Annotated in this window: 20 protein-coding genes; 8 read left to right on the top strand and 12 right to left on the bottom strand. The window is 66.9% G+C overall.

The window, feature by feature from the left end; translation table 11 throughout:
* Positions 1-2 precede the first annotated feature (2 nt).
* The 7 genes from ACG10_RS07515 to ACG10_RS07485 form a co-directional block, all read right to left on the bottom strand.
* A complete protein-coding gene (locus tag ACG10_RS07515) occupies positions 3-1,328 on the bottom strand; it encodes an ATP-binding protein (protein ID WP_089167749.1) in 1,326 nt (441 codons plus the stop codon).
* Between the two features lie 17 nt (positions 1,329-1,345).
* The gene (locus ACG10_RS07510; protein ID WP_089167748.1) at positions 1,346-1,849 is read right to left on the bottom strand and encodes an A24 family peptidase; all 504 of its coding nucleotides are present in this window, start codon (positions 1,847-1,849) and stop codon (positions 1,346-1,348) included.
* 30 nt (positions 1,850-1,879) lie between these two features.
* Complete coding sequence (locus tag ACG10_RS07505; RefSeq protein ID WP_089167747.1) at positions 1,880-2,059, bottom strand: Flp family type IVb pilin; 180 nt, start codon at positions 2,057-2,059, stop codon at positions 1,880-1,882.
* A gap of 707 nt (positions 2,060-2,766) precedes the next feature.
* The gene (gene ccoM / locus ACG10_RS07500) at positions 2,767-2,877 is read right to left on the bottom strand and encodes a cytochrome c oxidase subunit CcoM (RefSeq protein WP_089167746.1); all 111 of its coding nucleotides are present in this window, start codon (positions 2,875-2,877) and stop codon (positions 2,767-2,769) included.
* A gap of 441 nt (positions 2,878-3,318) precedes the next feature.
* Positions 3,319-4,134: a sugar phosphate isomerase/epimerase family protein gene (locus ACG10_RS07495; protein WP_089167745.1), complete on the bottom strand. Its 816-nt coding sequence runs from the start codon at positions 4,132-4,134 to the stop codon at positions 3,319-3,321.
* Positions 4,135-4,145: 11 nt separating this feature from the next.
* Positions 4,146-5,204 carry a Gfo/Idh/MocA family protein gene (locus ACG10_RS07490; protein ID WP_089167744.1) on the bottom strand — a complete coding sequence of 353 codons (1,059 nt, stop codon included), beginning with the start codon at positions 5,202-5,204 and terminating at the stop codon, positions 4,146-4,148.
* Between the two features lie 226 nt (positions 5,205-5,430).
* Complete coding sequence (locus ACG10_RS07485) at positions 5,431-6,207, bottom strand: IclR family transcriptional regulator (RefSeq protein ID WP_089167743.1); 777 nt, start codon at positions 6,205-6,207, stop codon at positions 5,431-5,433.
* Positions 6,208-6,822: 615 nt separating this feature from the next.
* On the opposite strand from ACG10_RS07485, the gene ACG10_RS07480 reads away from it, so the two are divergent.
* The 6 genes from ACG10_RS07480 to ACG10_RS07455 are packed head-to-tail and all read left to right on the top strand — an operon-like array spanning position 6,823 to position 11,009.
* Positions 6,823-7,158 (top strand): tripartite tricarboxylate transporter TctB family protein, encoded by a 336-nt coding sequence (locus ACG10_RS07480; RefSeq protein ID WP_089167742.1) that lies wholly within the window; start codon positions 6,823-6,825, stop codon positions 7,156-7,158.
* On the top strand, positions 7,155-7,673 hold the full coding sequence (locus ACG10_RS07475) for a helix-turn-helix domain-containing protein (protein WP_089167741.1): 519 nt from the start codon (positions 7,155-7,157) through the stop codon (positions 7,671-7,673). Before ACG10_RS07480 ends, ACG10_RS07475 begins: the two co-directional genes overlap by 4 nt.
* 29 nt (positions 7,674-7,702) lie before the next feature.
* Positions 7,703-8,254, top strand: coding sequence for a transposase (locus tag ACG10_RS07470; protein ID WP_089166666.1), 552 nt, complete (start codon positions 7,703-7,705; stop codon positions 8,252-8,254).
* On the top strand, positions 8,244-8,462 hold the full coding sequence (locus ACG10_RS07465) for a tripartite tricarboxylate transporter TctB family protein (protein ID WP_089167740.1): 219 nt from the start codon (positions 8,244-8,246) through the stop codon (positions 8,460-8,462). The genes ACG10_RS07470 and ACG10_RS07465 overlap by 11 nt, the downstream gene beginning before the upstream one ends.
* Before the next feature lie 10 nt (positions 8,463-8,472).
* Positions 8,473-9,978, top strand: coding sequence for a tripartite tricarboxylate transporter permease (locus ACG10_RS07460; RefSeq protein ID WP_089167739.1), 1,506 nt, complete (start codon positions 8,473-8,475; stop codon positions 9,976-9,978).
* Between the two features lie 29 nt (positions 9,979-10,007).
* Positions 10,008-11,009, top strand: a complete 1,002-nt coding sequence (locus tag ACG10_RS07455) for a tripartite tricarboxylate transporter substrate binding protein (RefSeq protein WP_089167738.1) — start codon at positions 10,008-10,010, stop codon at positions 11,007-11,009.
* Positions 11,010-11,088: 79 nt separating this feature from the next.
* Here ACG10_RS07455 and ACG10_RS24085 read toward each other — a convergent pair whose 3' ends face one another.
* The gene (locus ACG10_RS24085; protein WP_089167737.1) at positions 11,089-11,256 is read right to left on the bottom strand and encodes a hypothetical protein; all 168 of its coding nucleotides are present in this window, start codon (positions 11,254-11,256) and stop codon (positions 11,089-11,091) included.
* On the bottom strand, positions 11,253-11,849 hold the full coding sequence (locus tag ACG10_RS07445; protein WP_089167736.1) for an alpha-ketoglutarate-dependent dioxygenase AlkB family protein: 597 nt from the start codon (positions 11,847-11,849) through the stop codon (positions 11,253-11,255). The genes ACG10_RS24085 and ACG10_RS07445 overlap by 4 nt, the downstream gene beginning before the upstream one ends.
* 154 nt (positions 11,850-12,003) lie before the next feature.
* Between ACG10_RS07445 and rapA the strand changes: the two genes are divergently transcribed.
* Both rapA and ACG10_RS07435 read left to right on the top strand, forming a co-directional pair.
* Positions 12,004-14,853 carry an RNA polymerase-associated protein RapA gene (gene rapA / locus ACG10_RS07440; RefSeq protein ID WP_089167735.1) on the top strand — a complete coding sequence of 950 codons (2,850 nt, stop codon included), beginning with the start codon at positions 12,004-12,006 and terminating at the stop codon, positions 14,851-14,853.
* A 159-nt stretch (positions 14,854-15,012) separates the two neighbouring features.
* Positions 15,013-16,014 (top strand): IS110 family RNA-guided transposase, encoded by a 1,002-nt coding sequence (locus ACG10_RS07435; RefSeq protein WP_089167734.1) that lies wholly within the window; start codon positions 15,013-15,015, stop codon positions 16,012-16,014.
* Between the two features lie 360 nt (positions 16,015-16,374).
* Here ACG10_RS07435 and ligA read toward each other — a convergent pair whose 3' ends face one another.
* The 3 genes from ligA to smc form a co-directional block, all read right to left on the bottom strand.
* The gene (gene ligA, locus ACG10_RS07430) at positions 16,375-18,729 is read right to left on the bottom strand and encodes an NAD-dependent DNA ligase LigA (protein WP_089167733.1); all 2,355 of its coding nucleotides are present in this window, start codon (positions 18,727-18,729) and stop codon (positions 16,375-16,377) included.
* Between the two features lie 142 nt (positions 18,730-18,871).
* On the bottom strand, positions 18,872-19,732 hold the full coding sequence (gene zipA, locus ACG10_RS07425; protein ID WP_089167732.1) for a cell division protein ZipA: 861 nt from the start codon (positions 19,730-19,732) through the stop codon (positions 18,872-18,874).
* Between the two features lie 214 nt (positions 19,733-19,946).
* Positions 19,947-23,435, bottom strand: a complete 3,489-nt coding sequence (smc, locus tag ACG10_RS07415; protein ID WP_089167730.1) for a chromosome segregation protein SMC — start codon at positions 23,433-23,435, stop codon at positions 19,947-19,949.
* Positions 23,436-23,442: the final 7 nt, after the last annotated feature.

The raw sequence follows: 23,442 nt of genomic DNA, 5'->3' as shown, positions 1-23,442 counted from the left end.
GTTCAGTGGGCGACTAGGCTGACGAAGTAGTTGCGCCAAGCCCAGGTCAGTATCGGTGGGGTGAGGGGCTGCCGGCCGTCCGCGCCCTGGTAGCGCTGGAAATCCAGCGCCATGTTCAGCAGGTCGCGGGGATGGCAGGGCAGCAGCGGGCGGCTTTCGGCCTTGTGCAGGCGCTCGACGACGAAGTCCACCAGTTCCGGGTCGTAGGGCGTGCCGAGCTTGTCGCACTCCTGGCGCCAGATCTGCCGGTACTCGTCAGGCTGCAGGTAGTCGAAATGCAGCTTGTAGCCGATGCGCCGGAGGAAGGCCTCATCGGCAAGTTCCAGCGGATTGAGGTTGGTAGAGAACACCAGCACCAGATCGAAGGGCACCTCGCAGTGGCGACCGCCACCGAGATTGAGGAAATCCTTCTTCTCTTCCATGGGCACGATCCAGCGGTTGAACAGTTCCACCGGGGCCATGCGCTGGCGGCCGAGGTCGTCGATGATGAAGATGCCATTGCTCGCCTTGAGCTGCAGCGGCGCCTGGTACTGGCGGCTGTGCGGATCGAAGCGGATGTCCAGCATGTCCATGGTCAGCTCGCCGCCGGTGATGACGATCGGCCGGCGGCACTGCACCAGCCGACGGTCGACACCCTCGTCGAGGCGCAGGGTGCGCGGCTCGCCTTGGGCAAGCGGCTGGTGCAACTGGGGATCGAAGATCTCCACCACCGCCTCGTTGATGGCGATGGCATGGGGAATCCAGATCGCCTCGCGGAGCAGGCGGATCAGACGCTGGCTGATGTAGGTCTTGCCGGTGCCGGGCGGCCCGTAGATCATGATCGCCCGCCCGGAATTCATCGCCGGGCCGAGCTGATCGAGCAGCCCGTCGCGCATCACGGTGCCCGTGAAGGCCTCGCGCAGGTTGTCCGCATTGACCCGGCAGCCGTGCACCGACTGCGCCTTGAGCAGCTCGCGATAGCGCTCCACCGGGAAGGGCGCCGGGCCGATATAGCCGCTGCGCAGCAGGGCATCCTTGGCCGAGGCGCGACCACGCTCAGTCAGGCCGTAGCGCAGGCCCTGACCACCGCCCTGCCCCAGCACCTCGACCCGCCCCTCCTTGCGTAGGAAGGCCAGCAACTCCTCCAGCACCGGCCCGGTCAGCGCCAGACGCTGCACCAGACGCGGCATATCCAGCACGCCGGCATCGTGCAGATGCTTGCAGAGCAGATCGGCCAGGAAATTTTCCGCCAGCCCGGTTTCCGCGACAGTACGCGGTTGCGGAGCAAGATTGCGGACAGGATCGCGCTCGTCCTGAGCAGCTTTATTATTCCCACTCGCCAACAACATGATGGCTCACTCCCTGACTACGGGCCGAAGGGTTGCCAGAAAAGACTGATCAAGGTTCCAGTAAAAATCGCTATGGCATAGGGAAAACGATGTCGTGCCGAATCATTTTCCTGCGCGGGAATATAGGTGCGCAAACTTGCCATGGCCCAGTATCGACTCAGAAACCTGCCAAACTGCCCTCTGCAGATCAGATAAAGTATCCCAAACACTCCACCAGCCAACAGAGTACAAGCGCCCGCCTCTAATGCCCCACTTGCCCCCAGAAAACTACCAACAACCGCCATCAACTTGACGTCGCCAGCAGCCATGCCACCCAAGGCATAGAAGGGAATAAATAACAAGAAAGCGGCCAGAAAGCCTGTACCGCCGCTTATTATCCCCGCCCACCCGCCTAGCCAAGCCTGCAAAATTAGCGCAACAAGCAGCCCCAGCAGCAAGTAAAAATTTGGCAGTCGGTGACTTATAAAATCATAAATCACCGACCCGAGCAGGAATGCTGACAACACTATAACAATAGCCATCCAGCACCAACTCGCAGAGCAAATAAAAAGTTATCCCATCCGTGCAATCATGTCGTTAATTGCATCGGTAATAGCAGTACCAAGGTTGGTAAATGCAGCTGCAGCAGCCAAAGTAATCAGGCTTCCTGCAACCGCATACTCAACCATCGTCAAACCTTCCTCGTCCTTGATGAACTTCATTACCGAGGACTTGATTGCTTGCAGATTCATGATTCGCTCACCTCTTTCGAGTTTCGTTCCGGGATCGAGCGGGCTCCGTGCACCGCCTTGATGGCAGATTAGTCACAAGGCCTGAATTGAGGTTAGGAGATTTTTGCGAAGTGCTAGCATTTTTTTGCCATTATTAGGCCAGCAAGCATGGGGCAGGCGCTGGAGCGCCGGGACCGTCCGCAGGAGCCAGTTTGCTGGCGGCGGAGCAGCCGCAACAGAGCATCGCCAGCAAGCTGGCTCCTACACCAGGCCAGCGCAGGGCCGGCTTGAGCTAGTACAAGGAGGGGAGTCACATCGGGAGGACAAGCGGGGTCGCCATGGGTCAACAGGCCGCAGACGCGCGGCATGGCACTTCCGGGATCGGGTATTCCAATCGGAAAGCGAGAGTGTCAGACCTGCAGTGTCAGACCAGGGCAAATCGCATGAACGTGTAGGAGCGAATTCATTCGCGACCCGCGCCATAGGTGCGGAAAATCGTTGAACGTCTACGCCCCGCATGCGGGGCGGTCGCGGATGAATCCGCTCCTACAGGGGCGTATGCATACCGACATTTCGCTTCATGCGATTGCCCTGAGTGTCAGACACGCCCTGGAGCAGAACTCATCCGCAAGCGATGTAATGGGGAAGAACCAAAAAACAGGCAAAAAAAAAGGGCGACAACGTCGCCCGAAAGTGCCTTGCGTGCTCTGGATCCGAAGGACTTTTTCCTACTTCTGGTTCTGGGAGTCCTTCCAGATGAAATAACCGATTCCACCAGCGAAAACGAACATCAATCCCACTACCCCAACTCCAGCCAGTACCACTTCGTCGATAAACATGGTTGGCTCCTTCTTCGCTGGTTGTCTCTTCGATGGATTCAAGGTAACTGGACGAGCGGCCGGAAAAATTGACCGTGGTCAATATTGGCCGACGACTTCGTGAGGGCGTGCCGAAGGACTGACATGGATCAATCGAGGTGCGGCGGGCGGTCGCGGATGGCGCGGGTTTCGGCGCTTGCAGGGGGCCTCGAAAAAATACGCAAAACTCGCAAGGAAATATGGGGATGGGCTTGCAGCAATAAAAAGTTCATCCGCCATGGCAGCGGTGCAGTCCGTGGATAATTTCGGCCGTGATTGGCCGTTGCTTTTAACCTGCGAACTGCAGGGCGAACTGATTGCACAATGAAATGGCTCACCGAAAACATGGTGAATATATAGCGCAATGCCATGCCACCCATTATGGAAAGGCCATGCCCCTGCCCTTGCGACAGGGGCACCTTTTCAGAGCAGCGCCAGCAGGGTGCGGGTCTTGTCGATGGCGGTCCGGGCGCGTTCGAGGGCGCCGACGCCCTGCTCCAGCAACTGGCGGGTGGGGATTTCCAGGCTAAGCGGCAAATCTGCCGGCAGGGTCCGCAGCAGACCGAGCAGGTCGCAGTCGCCGTCGCCGGGAAAGCGCCGCTCGTTGCGCGCCTGGCGCAGGATCTCGTCCATGTCGTCCGGGCGCGGCCCGGCCACGTCGCACAGCTGGGCGTAACGGATGCGCGCCGGATCGAGCCGGGCCAGCTCTTCCAGGCGCGAGGCGGAGCGGTCGAAATGGAAGGCGTCGACCAGCACGCAGCCGTTGGCGCGCCCGGCGTTGTCGACGATGCGCATGGCCTGTCTCAGGTCGCGGGCGTCGGTCCAGGGCATGAACTCCAGGTGCGGGTTGAGGCCGAAGCCGGCGGCGAGATCGCACAGGGCGGCGAAGTTGTCGGTCTGCCGCGTCTCGTCGGGATCGTTGCCGGCCACCAGCAGCTCGCTGGCGCCCAGTTTGGCGCCGGCAGCGAGAATCGGCTCGAAGTCGGCGACCCGGGTCTCCGGCCTCAGGCGCAGGATCTCCACGTCGAGCACCCGGATACCGGTATCGCGCAGGCGGGCCAGGGTCTGCCGGCGCAGCCCGGCATCGGCGACTAGCGGGAAATGCTGCTCCTCGGCGGTGGCCGGCACCAAGCGCAGGCCGACATGGCTGTAGCCGGCGCGGGCGGCCACCTCCACCATCTCGGGCGGGGACAGTTCGAGCACGGTCAGGGCGGCCAGGGAAAGAATGCGTTCGCTCATGGCGGATCTCTTCAGGGTGCGGAAATGACGTGGGGCGAGCAGGCGCGACCGGTTTCGGCGGCCTCGCGGATGGCTTCGATCAGCGCCAGGGTGTTGCCGGCATCGACGGCATCGACCAGCGGCGCCACCTCGCCGCGGGCGACCTTGACGAAGTGCTGCAGCTGCAGGCGCAAGGCCTCGCCCGGCTGGAAACTCTCCAGGCTCTGCAGCAGCGGCTGGTGCCAGCCGGCGCCGGGCTCGGCGTAGTGCCAGCGCCTGAGCTGCGGAATGCTCAGCGCGCCGCGGGTGCCGGCCAGCAGGTAGCAGGGCTGGTCGGCCTGGCGCGGATAGACCGGGTTCTCGCCGGAGTCCAGCTCCCAGCTCCAGGGCGCGGCGACCGCATCGGAGCCGGTCAGGGTGCCGAGGGCGCCGTTGGCGAAACGCAGCAGCACCACCGCGCTATCCTCGTTGGCGAAGCCGCGCACGCCGTTGCTGGTGATCGCCTGCACCTCGCTGACCTCGCCGCACAGGTGGCGCAGCAGGTCGAGGTCGTGGATCAGGTTGGTCAGCAGCATCCCGGCACCCGGCTCGCGGCGCCAGGGGATGTCGAAATAGCTGTCCGGCTTCTGCAGCTGCCAGAGCGCGGTGACCGTGGTCAGCCGACCGAGGCTGCCGCTGCGGACCAGCTCGCGGGCGCGGGCGATCAGGGGATTGTGCCGGCGGTGATGACCGACCAGCACCGGCACGCCGGCATGGGCGGAGGCGGCGACCAGTTCGCGCACCTCGCCCAGCTGCACGCCGACCGGCTTCTCCAGCAGCACCGGCACACCGGCGGCGATGCAGTCCAGCGCGGTGCTCACATGCAGGGTGTTGGGGTTGGCGACGATGGCCGCCTGCGGGCGGGCCTCGGCGAGCATCTGCCGGTGGTCGGCAAAATGCGGCACCGCGCATTCGGCGGCGAAGGCCGCGGCCTGCGGGCCCGGGTCGGCCACGGCGCAGAGCCGGGCCTCGGCCAGGTCCTGGAGATGCTGACAATGCTGGCGTCCCATGACACCGGCGCCGATCAGGGCAATGCGAAGTGGCTCGGTCAAGGCTGAAGTCCTCTTGTTGTTATGGGCGAAGAGCGGCTACCTGGAACGGGAACCAGAGGCCGAAATCCATGATGCAGACAATCTAGAATCAAGTTCCAATTTTTCGCAAGACGCGCTGCACGAAGCCGTGCGCTCAGCGCACAGCCACGGTTGGCGACGGAGAAACAGGCCGGCCCGGCTCGACAGCGAAGCCGGGCCGGGGCAGACGGGACTCAGCAGGGACGGATCAGGAGAACAGCTCGGAGGCCTGGCTGGCTTCGGACAGTTCCGCGCTGGCCTGGAGCAGGCGCGGCGCCAGTTGGTGCATGCGCGCCTCGCCGAGGCGCGCGCTGGGACCGGCGAGGCTGAGCACGCCGATGGCGTGGTGATTGCGCGGGTGACGAACGATCGTCGCCATGGCCGCGGTGCCGACAGAGGAACTCTCCACCACCCAGGCGTAGCCGTGCTCGCGCGCCAGGCGCAGACGTTCGAGCAGCGCGGCCTCGCTGCGCGGCGCGCTGGGGCCCAGCTCGGCCGGATCGACCGGCGTCTGCCGGGCGACCCGGGCCAGGGCCTCCGCATCGCTCATGCTGGCCAGCCAGGCATGCCCCGAGGCGGTGGAGGACAGCGGCGCGTCGCGGCCCATGTCCGGGTCGTAGCGAAGCCCGCCGCGGGCGCCCTGGGACTTGGCGATCCAGGTCAGGCGCTCGCCGTCGATCACCCCCAGACGCACCAGTTCGCCGGTTTCCTCGGCCAGGCGGTCGAGGATCGGCTGGACCACGTCCGCGCCGCTGTTGGCCAGGTAGCGGAAGCCCAGCGCCACCAGCTTGGTGGACAGCTGGTAGCGGCTGGTCTGCGGGTCCTGGCGCACGTAACCCAGGCGGATCAGGTCGGCGAGCATGCGGTGGGTGGCGCTCTTGGGGATGTGCAACTGGTCGGCCAGGCTCTGCAGGGAGATACCGCCGGGATCGGCGGTCAGGCTTTCCAGAAGACTCAACGCGCGTTCGATTTGACTGCCAGCCATGTTCAGCATCCAGGCGGAAAATGCCGGGATTCTAAAAGAGCCGGCTGGCCGACGGAAACCGCGTCTTGAGCAGTTTCACCCTATTCAGATTCGCCTTTGGGGGGCGATCAGGATAACGACATGCGTGGATGGCCGCTCCGTAGGTCGGGTTAGCGTAGCGTAACCCGACAGCCTGCCCGGCATTGCCTGTCGCGTCGGGTTACGCCCTGCGGGCTAACCCGACCTACAGCTGCAGCAGTGATCCGGTATTTCATGAAAATGCTCTTGCTCCACGCACCGATCTCCCGGTGCGGCACCGGTGCTATTGCCACTATGTTCGAACCAGTTAGTTTTTGTTCGATTATCGAGCAGCGCAGATTGATTGCCATCGGACTTGCCACCAGTATCTGCGCCAGACGCGACCTGCCCCGGCAGCAGGGCCTCCCATCACAAATATAAAAAGAAAGGAAAACCACCCATGCGCCACGCCCTGCTCCGCCTACCCGTCCACTCCGCCACAACCGCTGCTGCGGACCCCAGGCGACATCCGACCGCCTGACCTGCGGACCGTCACCCATCGCCCATCGACTCGCCACCCGGGCGTTCGTCCGCGACCCCCCGGCAGAGTGACACGTCATGCAAAAACATCCCGAGAAACTGCTGGTCGGCGAACTCAGCTTCGCCTGGCTGCTGCTGGCCCTGGCCGGCGGCGTGGCCATGCTGGCCTACCGGATCGCCGGCTTCAGCGGCATCAGCTCGCCGGGGGCCTTTCCCCTGGGCATCAGCGCCATCCTGCTGCTGTCGGCCGGCTGCATCCTCGTCGGAGCCCTGCGCAAGCAATCGGCCGACGCCTGCGACTGGCTCGACGCCACTCGGCAGTTCTGCCGGCAGCATTTCCCCCGGCGCATCCTAGTGCAGTTTCATAGGTGTAGTTGTGGAAATTATGGCATCAGGCGATGCTATGCCCCATGAAAGCACCTCTATTCGTTCGCCCTTTGACTACCGAGGAACGGCAGGCCCTGCAGGTTGGCCTGCGTGCCCGGGAAGCCTTCACGCTGCGGCGCTGCCAGATCCTGCTGGCCAGCGCCGACGGCAAGACCGCCACGGAAATCGCCGCCCTGTTCGGCTGCGCCACGCAAACCGTACGCAACACCCTGCGGGCCTTTGCCGCCGAGGGGTTGTCTTGCCTGACGGAGAAGTCGCATCGGCCCAAACGTGTCCGTCCCTTGCTTGCGGGCACGCAGGCCGAGCGCTTGCGCGCCTTGCTGCATCGCAGCCCCCGCGATTTCGGCAAGCCCACCCGCTTGTGGACCTTGAGCCTGGCCGCCGAAGTGGCCTTCGAGCAGGGGCTGACCGAACGGCAACTGAGCTATGAGTCGATCCGCCAGACGCTGATACGCCTGGGCGTGGGCTGGAAGCGGGCCAAGACCTGGATCACCAGTCCGGATCCGCACTATGCGCGCAAAAAAAGCGACGCGACTGGCTGATCGAACTGGCCACAACGCACCCGGACTGGGTGCTGGGTTTTCAGGACGAGGTCTGGTGGAGTCGTTTCGCGCGCCCGTTCCTGAAGGCCTGGAGCGCGGGTCCGGCTTTGCGCCTGCAGCAGTTGTCGGTGGATCCGCAGGATGCCGAACCCAAGGCGCTGAGCTGCTATGGCCTGCTGCGCGCCGACACGGGGCAGATGCTGCTGCGCTTCGTCAAGGGCCGCCCGGTCAGCCAGGTGACCGAGGACTTCCTGGAGTGGGTCTGCGAGCGCCTGGCGAGCGAAGGGAAGAAGGCGCTGCTGATGATCTGGGACAACGCCAGCTGGCATGTCAGCCACCGGGTGCGAGCCTGGATCGGGGCGCACAACCGCCGGGCCAGGGCCGAGGGTGGCGTACGGATCGTAACCTGCCGCCTGCCGAGCAAGAGCCCCTGGCTGAACCGGATCGAGCCCTGCTGGGTGCATGGCAAGCGGGCGATCCATGAGCCCGAACGCCCATTGACGATCGCCGAGGTGATGGAGCGAGTCTGCACCTATTACGGTTGTGAACAGCTCCCGCCACTTGAACAGGATGTTGGTTGAAACTGCACTAGTCTTCACCGCGCTGGCGGTGGCCTATCTGGCCAGCATCCAGTGGGCCAGCTTCTACGTCAGCACCTTCGTCTTCCTGCTGCTGTCGGTCCTCTACCTGCGCGGCGGACGGCCACTGATCGCGCTGCTCACCAGCGCCCTGTCGGTGGGCCTGATCTACCTGCTGTTCAGCCTCGCCTTCAGCGTCTACCTGCCCTGAGGAGATCACCATGAGCGAAACCCTCTCCTACCTGCTGATGGCCTGGAGCGATCCGAACCTGCTGCTGCTGACCGCGCTGGGCACCTTCGCCGGCATCTACATCGGCGCCATCCCCGGCCTGTCGGTGACCATGGCGGTGTCCATCCTGGTGTCCTTCACCTTCTCCTGGGAGCTCAACAGCGCCCTGGCGCTGATCGTCGGCATCTTCATCGGCGGCGTGTACGGCGGCTCGCGCAGCGCCATTCTGCTGAACATTCCCGGCGCACCCTCCTCGGTGGCCACCGCCTTCGACGGCTACCCGCTGGCCAAGGTCGGCGAAGCCGGCCGCGCCATCGGCCTGAGCACGGTGATGTCGGTGATCGGCGGCCTGGCCGGCACCCTGGTGCTGGCCTGCGCCGCGCCGGTGATCGGCGACCTGGCGCTGCAGTTCGCGCCGCGCGACTACTTCCTGATCGCCGCCCTCGGCCTGCTGCTGGTCGGCAGCCTGTCGGAAGGCTCGCTGGCCAAGGGCGTGTTCGCCGCCGCGCTGGGCACGGTGATCGGCATGGTCGGCATGGACCCGGTGACCGCCCAGGGCCGCTTCACGCTCGACCAGGTCGAGCTGATGGGCGGCATCCACTACGTGGTGGTGATGATCGGCCTGTTCGGCGTCGCCGAAGCCTTCTACCAGTTGCACAACCTCGACGTGGCGCCGGTGCGCCAGCAGGTCAGCAAGATCTTGCCGTCGCTGGCGATGGTGCTGAAGTTCCTGCCACTGTCGCTGCGCACTGCGGTGATCGGCGTGCTGGTCGGCGCCCTGCCCGGCGTCGGCGGTGACATCGCCGCGCTGATGGCCTACGACCACGCCAAGCGCACGGTGAAGAACCCCAGCCGGCCGTTCGGCCAGGGCGCCTACGAGGGCCTGGTGGCGCCGGAAACCGCCAACAGCGCGGCGGTCGGCGGCGCCTACGTGCCGATGCTGACCCTCGGCATCCCGGGCGATGCGGTGACCGCGGTGATCATCGGCGCACTGGTGATCCACGGCCTCAACCCCGGCCCGATGCTGATGGTGGAAAGCCCGCACATCTTCTGGTTCACCGTGGGCAACCTGGCGCTGGCCAACCTCTTCCTGCTGGTCTTCGGCCTGATGGGCATCAAGCTGTTCGCCAAGCTGGTCGAGCTGCCCAAGGCCATGCTGATCCCGCTGATCCTGGTGCTCTGCGTGGTCGGCACCTACTCGATCAACAGCAGCATGACCGAGGTGTACTGGATGCTCGGCTTCGGCCTGCTCGGCTACTTCCTCAAGGCCTTCGGCTTCCAGATGGGCCCGGTGATCCTCGGCGTGATCCTCGGCCCGATGATGGACAACGCCTGGCGCCAGGCCATGGCCTCGGTCGGCGACAACCCGCTCGAGCTGCTCGGCGAACTGGTCAGCAACCCGGTGTCGCTGATCCTGACCCTCGGCATCACCCTGATCCTGCTCGGCAAGACTCCCGCGCTGGGCTGGCTGAAAAAGCGCCACACCCTGACCAACTGATCGCAAAACAACAACAAGCGGAGTACCTCATGCTCAAGAAACTGTTCGTCGGACTGACCCTCGCCGCCAGCGCCGCCGGCTTCAGCCTGGCCGCCCATGCCGGCTATCCCGAACGCCCCATCCAGGCGGTGATTCCCTGGGGCGCCGGCGGCGCTACCGACAACGTGATGCGCAGCCTGTCGCCCTACGTGGAGAAGGAGCTGGGCGGCAAGCTGATCCTCAGCAACCGCCCGGGCGGTACCGCGGTGATCGGCACCACCTACGTCCTCGGCCAGCAGCCCAACGGCTACACCCTGCTGCTCGGCGCGGAGAACCCCCAGCTGTATCCGGTGCTCGGCCTGGCCCAGTTCGACTACGGCGCTCTCCATCCGATCAACCTGATCGGCCAGAACGTGGCGGTCATCGCCACCCATGCCGACAGTCCGTACAACAGCATGGCCGACCTGCTGGCCGCGGCCAGGGCCAACCCCGGCACCCTGCGCATGGGCGGCGCCGGCGCCGGCGCCCTGCCGAGCACGGTACACGCGATGATCAACGCGGTCGGCGAACTCAAGGTGCGCGAAGTGACCTTCGGCGGCGACGGCCCCGGCATCACCGCGCTGATGGGCAAGCACATCGACTTCATGCCGCTGAGCCTGGCCGCCGCCAAGGAGCTGATCCGCACCGGCAAGCTCAAGGCCCTGGCGGTGGTGAGCGCCGAGGAAATATCGGAGCTGCCGGGCGTCGAGCCGATCAGCAAGGCGCTGCCGGCGATCGCCGAATACCTGCCGTGGGGGCCGTTCTGGGGCGTCTGGGTGCACAAGGACACCCCCGAGGACATCAAGCAGAAGCTGACCGCCGCCTATGCCAGGGCAGTGGCCAGCCCCGAGTTCCAGACCTTCCTCAAGAACTACGGCGCCAAGTCGCTGAATCTCTCCGGCGACGAGGCCAGCCAGTACCTGCAGCGCTGGCAGTCGGTGACGGCCTGGTCGATGTACAAGGCCAAGGCGGTGGCGACCTCGCCGGACACGCTGGGCATCGCCAGGCCGTAAGCCCCACCCGGCAGGCCCGGCACTCCGCCGGGCCCCTCGCCCGGGAATGAAGCCCCGACACGCAGGATCACGGCGCAGCTCAGCGTTTCTTCTTCGGCTTGCCGGCCGGCTTCTTCTTTTTCCCCTGCGGCAGCGGCAGGGCCTCGGCGAAGGCCTGGCGCATGTCGTTCAGGCGTTTCTCGTGCAGGTCGTGGATGCGCTTGCTGCGCTCGCTGCTGAAATCGATCAGTTTGTCGTCGGAACTCATGGCTGCGGATGCACCTGGCGGAAGGTCAGATTCAGGCGTGGCGCGCAGGGCCTGCGCGTCTTCGCCACCCGATGCTGCCAATGATGCTGTGTCGCGCCGGCCATGACCAGCAGGGAGCCGTGCTCGAGCAGCAGCGAATGGGCGATGCGGCTCTGGCCGATCCGGCGCAGGTCGAAGCGCCGCGTACCGCCCAGGCTGAGCGAGACGATCAGCGGATCGCGCCCCAGCTCGGCCTCGTCGTCGCTGTGCCAGCCCATGGAGTCCCGACCGTCGCGGTAATGGTTGAGCAGCACGCCGTTCAGCGGCTGGCCGACGAGCGCCTCGACCGCCGCGCGGATCTCCGCCAGGAGCGGTGTCCAGGGCAGCGGCCGGTGGGTCAGCCCGGAGTAACGATAGGCGGCATCGCCATACCAGGCGACCTGGCGCGGCACCGGATAAAGGCGCCCGTACAACCGCACCTGCGGCTGCTCCCAGGGCGTCTCCGCCAGCAGGAAAGCCAGCCAGCGGTCGGCGGTGGCGCCGTCCAGCCAATCGGGCAGGTAATGCAGCCCGGCATCGGGCAGGTCGAGGGGAACGGCGTCGAACAGCGGCATGGCACGGAGAGCGGCAAACGGGGAAGGCCCATGCTACACCGACCGGCACAGGCAAGCCGAGCAGCGAGGACTACGCTTTCTCCAGGGGGCTGTTGACGTCGATCTACCCAGGGCATTCCGTTACCATACCGGCCTTTTTACAGCGGAGACAGGCATGGTGCAGCAATATCAACCGGGGCAGCGCTGGATCAGCGACAGCGAGGCGGAACTCGGGCTCGGAACCATTCTCACCGCGGATGGCCGGCTGCTCACAGTGCTCTATCCGGCCACCGGCGAAACCCGCCAGTACGCCCAGCGCAATGCGCCCCTGACCCGCGTGCGCTTCGCCCCGGGTGACGAGATCACCCACTTCGACGGCTGGAAGATGACCGTCCGCGAGGTCGAGGACCACGACGGCCTGCTCATCTACCACGGCCTCGATGAACAGAATCAGGGCCGCAGCCTGCCGGAAACCCAGCTGTCCAACTTCATCCAGTTCCGTCTGGCCAGCGACCGCCTGTTCGCCGGGCAGATCGATCCGCTGTCCTGGTTCGGCCTGCGCTACCACACCCTGGAGCACCGCAACCGCCTGCTGCAATCCCCGCTCTGGGGCCTGTCCGGCGCCCGCACCCAGCCGATCGCCCACCAGTTGCACATCGCCCGCGAAGTCGCCGACCGCATCGCCCCACGCGTGCTGCTGGCCGACGAGGTAGGCCTGGGCAAGACCATCGAGGCCGGCCTGACGATCCATCGCCAGCTGCTCTCCGGCCGCGCCAGCCGGGTGCTGATCCTGGTCCCGGAGAACCTCCAGCACCAGTGGCTGGTGGAGATGCGCCGGCGCTTCAACCTGGAGGTGGCGCTGTACGACGCCGAGCGCTTCGCCGAGAGCGACGCCAGCAACCCCTTCGAGGACACCCAGCTGGCGCTGGCCTCCCTGGAATGGCTGACCGCCGCCGAGCACGCCCAAGACGCCGCCTTCGCCGCCGGCTGGGACCTTCTGGTGGTGGACGAGGCGCACCACCTGGTCTGGCACCCGGAGCAGCCGAGCGCCGAATACGCGCTGGTCGAACAGCTCGCCCAGATGATCCCCGGCGTGCTGCTGCTCACCGCCACCCCCGAGCAGCTCGGCCAGGAGAGCCATTTCGCCCGCCTGCGCTTGCTCGACCCCGACCGCTTCCACGACCTCGAGGCCTTCCGTGCCGAGAGCGCCAACTACCGTCCGGTGGCCGAGGCGGTGCAGGAGCTGCTCGACCAGGGCCGCCTCTCCGAGCGGGCCCACGCGGTCATCCACGGCTTCCTCGGCGCCGAGGGCGAGGCGCTGCTCGCCGCGGTCAGCGACGGCGACATCCAGGCCAGCGCGCGCCTGACCCGCGAGCTGCTCGACCGCCACGGCACCGGCCGCGTGCTGTTCCGCAACACCCGCGCCGCGGTGCAGGGCTTCCCCGAGCGCCAGCTGCATCCCTACCCGCTGCCGAGCCCGGACGAGTATCTGGAGCTGCCGGTCGGCGAACATGCCGACCTGTATCCGGAGGTCAGCTTCCAGGCCCAGCAGGAAGATGGCGGCGAAGAGAACCGCTGGTGGCGCCTCGACCCGCGGGTCGAGTGGCTGATCGACACCCTGAAGATGTTCAAGAAGGTCAAGGTGCTGGTGATCTGCGCCCACGCCGAGACCGCGCTGGACCTGGAGGACGCCCTGCGGGTGCGCTCCGGCATCCCGGCCACGGTGTTCCACGAGGGCATGAGCATCCTCGAGCGCGACCGCGCGGCGGCCTACTTCGCCGACGAGGAGTTCGGCGCCCAGGTGCTGATCTGCTCGGAAATCGGCAGCGAGGGGCGCAACTTCCAGTTCGCCCACCATCTGGTGATGTTCGACCTGCCGGCCCACCCGGACCTGCTCGAACAGCGCATCGGCCGCCTTGATCGCATCGGCCAGAAGCACAGCATCCAGCTGCACGTGCCCTATCTGGAGAACAGCGCCCAGGAGCGGCTGTTCCAGTGGTACCACCAGGCGCTGAATGCCTTCCTCGCCACCTGCCCCACCGGCAACGCCCTGCACCACCAGTTCGGCCCGCGCCTGCTGCCGCTGCTGGAAGGCGGCGACGACGGCGAGTGGCAGGACCTGCTGGATGCGGCTTGCGCCGAACGCGAACGTCTGGAAAGCGAGCTGCATGCCGGCCGCGACCGCCTGCTGGAACTCAACTCCCGCGGCGGCGGCGAGGGCGATGCGCTGGTCGAGGCCATCGAGGAACAGGACGACCAGTACGCCCTGCCGATCTACATGGAAGAGCTGTTCAACGCCTTCGGCATCGACAGCGAGGACCATTCGGAGAACGCGCTGATCCTGCGTCCCAGCGAGAAGATGCTCGATGCCAGCTTCCCGCTGGGCAGCGACGAGGCGGCGACCGTCACCTACGACCGCAACCAGGCGCTGGCCCGCGAGGACATGCAGTTCCTCACCTGGGAACATCCCATGGTGCAGGGCGGCATGGACCTGGTGCTGGCCGGCTCGATGGGCAACACCGCGGTGGCGCTGATCAAGAACAAGGCGCTCAAGCCCGGCACTGTGCTGCTCGAACTGCTCTACGTCAGCGAGGTGGTGGCGCCGCGCGCCCTGCAGCTCGGCCGCTTCCTGCCGCCGCTGGCACTGCGCTGCCTGCTCGACCCCAACGGCAACGACCTGGCGCCGAAGGTCGCCTTCGACACCCTCAACGACCAGCTGGAAAGCGTGCCGCGCGGCAGCGCCAACAAGTTCGTGCAGGCCCAGCGCGACGTGCTGGCCAGGCAGATCAACGCCGCCGAGGCCAAGATCGCGCCGCGCCATGCCGAACGCGTCGCCGAGGCCCGGCAGCGCCTCAAGGCCAGCCTCGACGAGGAACTGGCCCGCCTGAGCGCGCTCCAGGCGGTCAACCCGAGCGTGCGCGACAGCGAACTGGAAGCCTTGCGCCAGCAGCGCGAGGACGGCCTGGCCATGCTCGACAAGGCCGCCCTGCGCCTGGAGGCGATCCGCGTGATGGTGGCCGGCTGAGGCCGCGCCCGCCATTGGCGTGCCCATGGTGGAAAACGCTGCGCGGCTTTCCACCCCATTCAGCTGCGTAGGGCAATGAAATGGACTCCCCCCTCCTACGGCGTCAACGCGCCAGGCTGAAGTTGCTGGAAACAGCAGTCACCCGAGGAGGGAGTCCCCATGAAACTCAAGCGGATAGGCGTCGATTGGGCAAAGCAGGTATTCCAGCTTCATGGCGTCGACAGCCACGAGCAGGCGGTCTGCCGCAAGCAGCTCAAGCGCTCGCAAATGCTGGACTTCTTTCGTCGACGCGAGCCCTGCACGGTGGCGATGGAGGCCTGTGGCAGTGCCCATTACTGGGCGCGAGAACTGCGGACCCTCGGGCACGAAGTGCGTCTGATCGCGCCGCAGTTCGTCAAACCCTACGTCAAGAGCGGCAAGAACGACGCCAATGACGCCGAGGCGATCTGTGAGGTGGCCAGTCGACCGAGCATGCGCTATGTCGAGGTGAAGAGCGCCGGGCAGCAGGCCAGCCAGGCGCTGCACCGGATCAGGAGCCGCCTGATCCGAGCACGGACGGCGCTGGTCAACGAGATTCGCGGGCTGCTGGGCGAGTTTGGCCTGGTCGAAGCCCGGCACGGCGTTGCAGCCACCCGCCGACTGACGCAGACGGCTCTGGATGCGCAGAACGGCTTGCCCGGGCAGATGCGCGAGCTGCTGGCGGAGTTGAGCGGCGAGCTGGACGAGCACGATGCGCGGTTGTCCCGTCTCGACGACATGATCCAGCGCCAGGCTCGCGAGGACGAACGCGTGGGGCGCCTGCTGCACGGTCCGATCACGGCCACCGCCCTGGTGTCGGCCGTGGGCGATGCTCGCCAGTTCAGCAGCGCCCGGCAGTTCGCTGCCTGGCTGGGGCTGGTTCCCCGCCAGCACTCCAGCGGTGGCAAGGAGCGCCTGGGGGCGATCAACACGCGGGGCGATAGCTACTTGCGGACCCTGCTGATTCACGGCGCCCGGGCAGTGCTCAGGCACTGCCAGGACAAGGCCGACCGGCGCAGTCAGTGGCTTCGGCAACGGGTCTGCCGGCGCAACCCGAACATCGCCACGGTTGCCCTGGCGAACAAGAATGCCCGGATCGTCTGGGCGATCCTCAGCCGGGGCGAGGGTTATCGGCCAGGCTGAGCCCCGGGTTGTACAGCCGGGGAGACGTTGAGCGGTAGATCCAGCACGATTGCACAGTGACGCAGCGATGACGAACCGGGCGAACCGGCATGTGTGAAACCTGCTTGCACCCCAGGCCCTCTGGTTACCAAGGCCGCTAGGGCGATCAGGCGCACATGAGCGGATATTCATCATGGCTCGGGGCAAACAGAGCCCCATCGAAAGCCGGATATACGGAAGCAGTCGTACCACGGTCGTCGACACAGCGTTTCACTGGCAAACCGGGGAGAGTCCATATACGGGTGAAACCCGCCGAACATGGCGCGGGACCGCACCGAAGTCGGCGGGTTGTACCCGCCCTACGTCTTCACGAGAAAGCGCTCATCCCTCCAGCTGCCGCAACAGGACCAGGAAGGCCTCCTCGTCAAGCACCTTGACCCCCAGTTCGCCGGCCTTGGCCAGCTTCGAGCCGGCGCCGGGACCGGCGACCACGCAGGCGGTCTTCGCCGAGACCGAGCCGGCCACCTTGGCACCGAGGCTTTCCAGCTTCGCCTTGCCCTGCTCGCGACTCATCGACTCCAGGGTGCCGGTCAGCACCCAGGTCTGTCCGGTCAGCGGCAAGCCCTCGGCGCAGCGGCGCTCGCTCTCCCAGTGCATGCCGAACTCGCGCAGCTGTGCCTCGATGGCACGGGCGCGCCCGGCATTGGCGGGAACGGCGAAGAACTCGCGCAGCGCCTGCCGGGCCTTCTCGCTCAGCCCCTTGGTCACGCTCAGGCTCAGCCAGTCCTGGCTGAGTTCGATCACCGCCTCCAGGCTGCCGGCCGCCTCGGCGAGCTTCTTCGCCCCGGTGGCGGCGATGCCCGGGATGCCCAGCTTGTCGAGCAGTTCGCCCAGGCTGGCGCAGGCGGCGAACTCCGCGTGCAGCCCGCCCTCCTCCTGCAGCTCGATGCCACGCGCCAGCAGCTGCCCGATCACCGTGCGGTTGTGCTCGTCCTCGAAGAAGCTGTGGATCTCGTGGGCGACCTCCAGGCCGACGTCCGGCAGCCAGGTGAGCACCTCCGGCAGAGCCTTCTCGATACGCGAGAGCGACCCGAGGGCGCGGGCCAGCCGCTTGGCGGTCTCCTCACCGACATCGGGAATGCCCAGCGCATAGACGAAGCGCGCCAGGGCCGGCTTGCGGCTGGCGGCGATGGCGGCCAGCAGGTTGTTGCTGGAAACCTCGGCGAAACCGTCCAGCACCACCAACTGCTCGAAAGTCAGGGTGTAGAGGTCGGCCGGCGACTTCACCAGGCCGGTGTCCACCAGCTGCTCGACGATCCGCTCGCCGAGGCCGTCGATGTCCATGGCGCGCCGCGAGACGAAGTGGACGATCGCCTGCTTGAGCTGGGCCTGGCAGGCCAGACGGCCGACGCAGCGGTAGATCGCCCCCTCGCTGAGCGCGGCCTTGCCCTTGCCGCGCCGGACCAACTGGGTGCGCTCCACCGCCGAGCCGCACACCGGGCACCGCTGCGGCACCTCAATGGGACGGGCGTCGGCCGGGCGGCGCTCGAACACCACCTGCACGACCTGCGGAATCACGTCACCGGCGCGGCGGAGGATCACCGAGTCGCTGATACTCACACCGAGACGCGCCACCTCGTCCATGTTGTGCAGGGTGGCGTTGGATACCGTGACGCCGCCCACCTGCACCGGCCTCAGGCGCGCCACCGGAGTGATGGCGCCGGTGCGGCCGACCTGGAACTCGACGCCAAGCAGTTCGGTGATTTCCTCCTGAGCCGGGAACTTGTAGGCGATGGCCCAGTGCGGGGTCCGGGCACGGAAGCCCAGCTCGCGCTGCCAGTCCAAGCGGTTGACCTTGAACACCACGCCGTCGATGTCATAGTCCAGGCTCTGGCGGCGCTCGCCAATGGCACGGTAATACTCCAGGCAACCCTGGATGCTCTCTGCCAGCTTCAGCTCGCGGCTGGTCGGCAAACCCCAGCGCTTCAGGGCCTCGAGAACGCCGGCATGGGTTTCCGGCAATCCACTCCCCTCGACCCGGCCGACCCCATAGCAGCAGAACTCCAGCGGCCGGCTGGCGGTGATCTTCGGATCGAGCTGGCGCAGGCTGCCGGCGGCGGCGTTGCGCGGGTTGGCAAAGGGCTTGGCGCCGCTCTCGACGGCGCGGGCGTTGAGCGCCTCGAAGCCGGCGCGGGGCATGTAGATCTCGCCGCGCACCTCGAGCAGCGCCGGCCAGCCCTTGCCGTGCAGACGGAGCGGGACGTTGCGCACGGTGCGCACGTTGGCGGTGATGTCCTCGCCGGTGCTGCCGTCGCCACGGGTGGCGCCGCGCACCAGCTGGCCGTTCTCGTAGAGCAGGCTGACCGCCAGGCCGTCCAGCTTGGGCTCGCAGCTGTACTCGACCATCTCGATGCCCCGGTCCAGGCTTTTGCGCACGCTGCGGTCGAAGTCGAGCAGATCCGCTTCCGCGAAGGCGTTGCCCAGGCTGAGCATGGGCAGCTCATGGCGCACCTGGCCGAAGGCCGCCAGGGCCTCGCCGCCGACGCGCTGGGTCGGCGACTCGGGAGTGACCAGCTCGGGATGCTCGGCCTCCAGGGCCCTGAGTTCGTTGAACAGGCGGTCGTACTCGGCATCCGGCACGCTCGGCGCATCGAGCACGTAATAGCGGTAGTTGTGTTCGTCGATCTCGCTGCGCAGCCGGGCGATGCGTTCGGCGGCGGTCTGGGCGTCGGTCATGGCGATGGTTTCCGGAAAACGAAAAGAGCAGCCGTGGCTGCTCGAAGGGGTGCGCTGGAGATTGCCGGAGACGGCTTCAAGGCCGCCGGGAGATCGCTGCGCCTGGCAGCCGATCCTCCCAGGGCTGACGAAAGATCCGGGCTCAGCGCTTGTGGGTCAGCTGCCGGCGCTCGAACTCGACGATGCGCTGGCGGTAATGCTCGATGGTCTGGGCGGTCATCACGCTGCGCTGGTCGTCCCGCAGCTCGCCGTTCAGCTCCTGGGCCAGCTTGCGGGCGGCCGCCACCATGAGGTCGAAGGCCTGTTTCGGATGGCGCGGGCCGGGCAGGAGGAGGAAGAAGCTGACCGCCCGGGTGCTGAAGTGGTCGATGTCGTCGAGATCGAAGGTGCCGGGCTTGAGGGCGTTGGCCATGGAGAACAGCACCTCGCCATTGCCGGCCAGGCTTTCGTGGCGATGGAAGATGTCCTTGTCGCCGAAGCGCAGGCCGCTTTCGAGGATGCTCTGCAGCAGCGCCGGCCCCTTGAAACCCGCCTCGTCCCGCGACACCACGATAATGACCAGGTACTCCTCGACCGGCAGCTGCTCCCGTGGCTCGCTGCGCTCGGGCTGCTCGGCCCTGCGCGGCTCGCTCTTCGGCTCCGGCCTGCGTGGCCTGGGCGTGGGCTCGGCCGCCGGACGGACCGGCTCGTCGAGTTCCAGCCCGATGTCGTCCGTCTCCAGTGCCTCGTCGAGGCGATGCCGGTTCAGCCCGCGGGCACTCAGCGAGGGCAGGTTTTCCTCGTCCGGATCGAAGGACGCTCCTTGAGGAAAATCGACCGACCGCGCGGGCCCCAGCAGTTCGCTGCTTTCGCTGACCGCTTGGGGCGCATCGGCAACATTGCGCTCGAGCTTGAACTTGAGCTTGCCCTTGCTGCCACGCATGCGCCGCCATCCATCGAACAGGATGCCGCCGATGACGACGATGCCAATGAGGATCAGCCACTCACGCAGACCGATTTCCATGAAATCCACAACCCCTGAACTGATTTGACAAAAAGGACTTCCTATCCCGTACAAAAAAGGGCGTCCCACCCTTCCACAAACGTGGCGACTGCATGTTCTGCAGTGTTTTCCACGCGTACCGAAAATTGCCCATTAAGCTAGCATGCCCTATCCGTGGATTGTACCGCCGGCCGCCGCATTCCCGTGAGAGGGAAGATCCTGCAATACATTCGCCTCAGAGGCCCGCCAGCGCCACTGCCTCCTCCACGTCCACCGCCACCAGACGCGAACAGCCCGGCTCGTGCATGGTCACGCCCATCAACTGGTCGGCCATCTCCATGGCGATCTTGTTGTGGGTGATATAGATGAACTGCACCTTTTCCGACATTTCCTTGACCAGCCTGGCGTAGCGCCCGACGTTGGCATCGTCCAGCGGCGCGTCCACCTCGTCGAGCATGCAGAACGGCGCCGGGTTGAGCTGGAAGATGGCGAACACCAGCGCCAGCGCGGTCAGCGCCTTCTCGCCGCCGGAGAGCAGATGGATGGTGCTGTTCTTCTTGCCCGGCGGGCGCGCCATGATGGCTACCCCGGTATCGAGTAGATCCTCGCCGGTAAGTTCCAGATAGGCGTGGCCCCCGCCGAAAACTTTCGGGAACAGCGCCTGCAGGCCGGTATTGATCTGTTCGAAGGTGTCCTTGAAGCGGTTGCGGGTTTCCCGATCGATCTTGCGGATGACGTTTTCCAGGGTTTCCAGGGCTTCCACCAGGTCGGCGTTCTGCGCATCCAGATACTGCTTGCGCTCGGACTGCTGGCGGTATTCGTCGATGGCCGCCAGGTTGATCGCGCCGAGGCGCTGGATGCGCGCCGCGACGCGCTCCAGCTCCGCCTCGCAGTCCGCCTCGCGGGCCTCGGCGGGGAGCGTGCCGAGCAGCTCGTGGAGGACTTGGCCATCCTCCTGCAACTGCTCCTGCAGGGCCTTGCGCCGCATGCTGAGGGCCTGCCACTCGAGGCGCTGCTGCTCCAGCTGGCCGCGCAGCAGCTGGGCCTGCTGCTCGGCCTGGCCGCGGCGCTTCTCCACCTCGCGCAGCCCGCGCTCGGCGTCCTCCAGGGCCAGGCCGGCCTGGCGCAGCTCCTCCTCGACGGCCAGCCGGCGCTCGAGCAGCTCCTCAAGCTTCATGCGCAGCTCCTCCAGCGGCGCCGCGCCCTCCTCCAGATCCAGGCCGAGCTGCTCGCGGCGCTCCCAGGCGCGCTCGAACTGCCGCTCGAGACGCTCCAGGGACTGCCGGGTGGAATCGCCGCGGGCCTGCAGCGAGCCGAGCCGCACGGCCAGCTGGTGCGCCTGGTCCTTGTGCGAGCGGGCCTCCTGGCGCAGGCGCTCGAGGCCCTCGCGCAGGGTGTCGCGGCCAGCCAGCAGCTGCTCGCGGCGCTCGTTGTCCGCGGCCATGGCATCCAGCGCATCCTGCAGCTTCAGGCGGCACTCGCCCAGCTGCTCGATCTCCAGGGCGCGCTGCTCGCCCAGCTCGGCGAGTTCCTCGTCGAAGCGACGACGGCGCAGCAGCAGCTGTTCGGCCCGCGCCTGCAGGGCCGACAGCCGGGCCTTCAGCTCGCCCTGCTGGCGGGCCTCCTCCTGCAGACGCCGGCGCAGCCCCTCGCGGCTCTCCTCCTGCTGGCGGCGCGCCTCGTTCATGGCGAGCAGGCGCGCCTCCAGTTCGGCCAGGCGCGCCTCGAGTTCGTCGCGCCCGGCCTGCAGGCGCTCCAGCTCCTGGCCACGGGCGAGCAGCCCGGATTCGGCGTCGCTGGCCCGGCGCACGCGCAGGAAGTGGCAGCCGAGCCAGTAGCCGTCGCGGCTGATCAGACTTTCGCCCTCGCTCAGGGAGGGCCGCCGCCGCAGGGCCTCGGCGAGGTGCTCCACCGTCATCACCCGGCCCAGCCAGGGCGCCAGGTCGGCGCCGCCCTCGACCTTGTCGAGCAGGCTGCCGGCCAGACAGGTGGCGCCCGGCGCCGGGGCGAGCAGGCGCAGCTCGCCCTGGGCGAAGGCGTCCAGGTCAAGACCGGCGAAGTCCTCCACGAGCGGCGCCTGCAGATCGGCGCCGAGCACGGTTTCCACCGCCAGCTCCCAGCCGGGCGCCACCCGCAGCCCCTCGGCCAGCCGCGGACGATCCTCCAGGCGCTGCCCGCGCAGCCATTCGGCGACCCCCTGGCCAGGATCCAGCGCCGCCTGCTGCAGGGCCTCCAGGGAGGCGATCCGTCCGTTCAGGCGCTGCAGCTCGCCCTGGACCTGCTGCTGTTCCCGGGTCACCTGCTGCAGCTCGCCGCGCAGCCGCTCGAGGGTTTCGCCCAGGGCCGCCTCGGCGGCGCCCAGCTCTTCCTGGGTCAGCTCGCCGAGCGCCAGCTGCTCGGCCAGCTCGGCGATGCCGGCCTCCTGCGGGTCGTCCGCCAGCTGGGCGCGCTCGTCACCGAGGCGGCGCTCGCGCTCCAGCAGGCGCTCGAGGCTCTGCTCCAGCTGCTGGATGTGCGCCTGCTGCACCTCGGCGCTGCGCCGCGCTTCCGAGGAGTGCTGGTGGAAGCCGTCCCACTGCTCCTGCCAGGCCTGCATGGAGGACTCCGCCTCTTCCAGGCGGGCGGCACTCTCCTCGGCAGCAGCCGCGGCGACTTCCCGCTCGGGCTCGAGCATGGCCAGCTCCTCGTCGAGTTCGGCCAGCAGGCGGCGGTCCTGGTCGAGGTGGGCGGCGGTTTCCTGACGGTTCTTCTCCGCCTCCTGCAGATCGTTCTGCAACTGGCGCAGACGCTGCTGGCCGTGCTGGATGCTCTGCTCGACCCGGCCGATGTCGGCACCCAGCGAATAGAAGCGGCCCTGCACCTGCTGGAAGCGCTCGGCGAGTCCGTGGTGCTCGTCGCGCAGGCGCTCGATGCCGGCGTCGGCATTGCGCTGCTCGGCGATCAGCGCCTCGAGGGCGACCTCCTGGTCGCCGATGACCTGCTCGCGCTGGCCGACCTGCTCGTTCAGCGCCCGCCAGCGCAGGGCGGCGAGCTGGGCCTTGAGGCGGCGCTCCTCGGCCTTGCATTCCTGGTACTTCTCGGCGGCCTGGGCCTGGCGTTGCAGGCGCTCGAGCTGGCGCTCCAGCTCCTCGCGCAGGTCGGAGAGGCGCGCCAGGTTCTCCTCGGTGCGGCGGATGCGGTTCTCGGTCTCGCGACGGCGCTCCTTGTACTTGGAGATGCCGGCGGCTTCCTCGATGAAGTTGCGCAGATCCTCGGGACGGGCCTCGATCAGCCGGGAAATCATGCCCTGCTCGATGATCGAGTAGCTGCGCGGCCCCAGGCCGGTGCCGAGGAAGATGTCGGTGATGTCGCGGCGGCGGCACTTCACCCCATTGAGGAAGTAGGCGCTCTGCCCGTCGCGGGTCACCCGGCGGCGAATGGAGATTTCCGCATAGCCGGCGTATTCGCCGGTGAGGCTGCCGTCGCTGTTGTCGAAGATCAGCTCGATGGAAGCCTGGGTCACCGGCTTGCGGCTGTTCGAGCCGTTGAAGATGACGTCGGTCATCGACTCGCCGCGAAGGTTCTTCGCCGAGCTCTCGCCCATCACCCAGCGGACGGCATCGATGATGTTGGACTTGCCGCAGCCGTTGGGACCCACCACCGCCGCCATGTTGCTCGGGAAGCTTGCCGTGGTGGGGTCGACGAAGGACTTGAAACCGGCCAGCTTGATGCTCTTAAGGCGCATGGCAGGT

Source organism: Azotobacter chroococcum, assembly GCF_002220155.1.
In the GTDB taxonomy this organism is placed as follows: Bacteria; Pseudomonadota; Gammaproteobacteria; order Pseudomonadales; family Pseudomonadaceae; genus Azotobacter; species Azotobacter chroococcum.
This window is presented reverse-complemented; position numbering and strand designations above follow the sequence as displayed.

Excerpts from the sequence above, each read along its gene's own strand:
- ACG10_RS07515 (WP_089167749.1), bottom strand. The coding sequence starts at position 1,328 with ATGTTGTTGGCGAGTGGGAATAATAAAGCTGCTCAGGACGAGCGCGAT.
- ACG10_RS07510 (WP_089167748.1), bottom strand. The coding sequence starts at position 1,849 with ATGGCTATTGTTATAGTGTTGTCAGCATTCCTGCTCGGGTCGGTGATT.
- ACG10_RS07505 (WP_089167747.1), bottom strand. The coding sequence starts at position 2,059 with ATGAATCTGCAAGCAATCAAGTCCTCGGTAATGAAGTTCATCAAGGAC.
- ccoM (WP_089167746.1), bottom strand. The coding sequence starts at position 2,877 with ATGTTTATCGACGAAGTGGTACTGGCTGGAGTTGGGGTAGTGGGATTG.
- ACG10_RS07495 (WP_089167745.1), bottom strand. The coding sequence starts at position 4,134 with ATGAGCGAACGCATTCTTTCCCTGGCCGCCCTGACCGTGCTCGAACTG.
- ACG10_RS07485 (WP_089167743.1), bottom strand. The coding sequence starts at position 6,207 with ATGGCTGGCAGTCAAATCGAACGCGCGTTGAGTCTTCTGGAAAGCCTG.
- ACG10_RS07480 (WP_089167742.1), top strand. The coding sequence starts at position 6,823 with ATGCAAAAACATCCCGAGAAACTGCTGGTCGGCGAACTCAGCTTCGCC.
- ACG10_RS07475 (WP_089167741.1), top strand. The coding sequence starts at position 7,155 with ATGAAAGCACCTCTATTCGTTCGCCCTTTGACTACCGAGGAACGGCAG.
- ACG10_RS07465 (WP_089167740.1), top strand. The coding sequence starts at position 8,244 with ATGTTGGTTGAAACTGCACTAGTCTTCACCGCGCTGGCGGTGGCCTAT.
- ACG10_RS07460 (WP_089167739.1), top strand. The coding sequence starts at position 8,473 with ATGAGCGAAACCCTCTCCTACCTGCTGATGGCCTGGAGCGATCCGAAC.
- ACG10_RS07455 (WP_089167738.1), top strand. The coding sequence starts at position 10,008 with ATGCTCAAGAAACTGTTCGTCGGACTGACCCTCGCCGCCAGCGCCGCC.
- ACG10_RS24085 (WP_089167737.1), bottom strand. The coding sequence starts at position 11,256 with ATGAGTTCCGACGACAAACTGATCGATTTCAGCAGCGAGCGCAGCAAG.
- ACG10_RS07445 (WP_089167736.1), bottom strand. The coding sequence starts at position 11,849 with ATGCCGCTGTTCGACGCCGTTCCCCTCGACCTGCCCGATGCCGGGCTG.
- rapA (WP_089167735.1), top strand. The coding sequence starts at position 12,004 with ATGGTGCAGCAATATCAACCGGGGCAGCGCTGGATCAGCGACAGCGAG.
- ACG10_RS07435 (WP_089167734.1), top strand. The coding sequence starts at position 15,013 with ATGAAACTCAAGCGGATAGGCGTCGATTGGGCAAAGCAGGTATTCCAG.
- ligA (WP_089167733.1), bottom strand. The coding sequence starts at position 18,729 with ATGACCGACGCCCAGACCGCCGCCGAACGCATCGCCCGGCTGCGCAGC.
- zipA (WP_089167732.1), bottom strand. The coding sequence starts at position 19,732 with ATGGAAATCGGTCTGCGTGAGTGGCTGATCCTCATTGGCATCGTCGTC.
- smc (WP_089167730.1), bottom strand. The coding sequence starts at position 23,435 with ATGCGCCTTAAGAGCATCAAGCTGGCCGGTTTCAAGTCCTTCGTCGAC.